The organism is Desulfofundulus thermobenzoicus, assembly GCF_009428905.1.
GTDB classification, from domain to species: domain Bacteria; phylum Bacillota; class Desulfotomaculia; order Desulfotomaculales; family Desulfovirgulaceae; genus Desulfofundulus_A; species Desulfofundulus_A thermobenzoicus.
This window is the reverse complement of sequence record NZ_WHYR01000207.1, coordinates 1-437: the sequence shown is the minus strand read 5'-3', so window position 1 is coordinate 437 and position 437 is coordinate 1. Positions and strand designations below refer to the sequence as shown.

1 protein-coding gene is annotated in these 437 nt (G+C 46.7%); it reads right to left on the bottom strand.

The annotated features are described in order from the left end of the window. Positions 1–131: 131 nt before the first annotated feature. Positions 132–437, bottom strand: a 306-nt coding sequence (locus GFC01_RS18265) for an AMP-binding enzyme (protein WP_423244422.1), incomplete at its 5' end; no start/stop codon positions are given.

The window sequence follows — 437 nt, the reverse complement described above, 5'->3', positions numbered from 1 at the left end:
GCCTAATATGACGTCATCCGGCGTCCTCATCTGAGACAAATACCGAATAAGGGGTGCGGCTAATTGCTCTGGGCGATAATTTTTCAGCATCCCATTTTTGTCACCGAAGGGTGTTCGTTTTGCTTCTACGATCACTGCTTGCATGACAATTGCTCCTCCGCCCACTTTTTCATGCTCGCACGGGCTATTTTTCCGCCGGATGTTGCAATCATTTGATCAATCACAAGCCATTTTTTTGGTACCTTGTAGGCCGCCAGCTTTTCTTTAACAGCTTGTCGAACCGCCTTTATTTGCGGCACTTGCTCCAATATGGCAACAGGGATTTCACCCCAATATGGGTCAGGAACGCCAACCACAATCGACCGTTTGACCTCTGGCTGTTCATTTAGCACACGCTCAATTTCTTCTGGGAAAATATTTAGTCCTCCATAGACAAT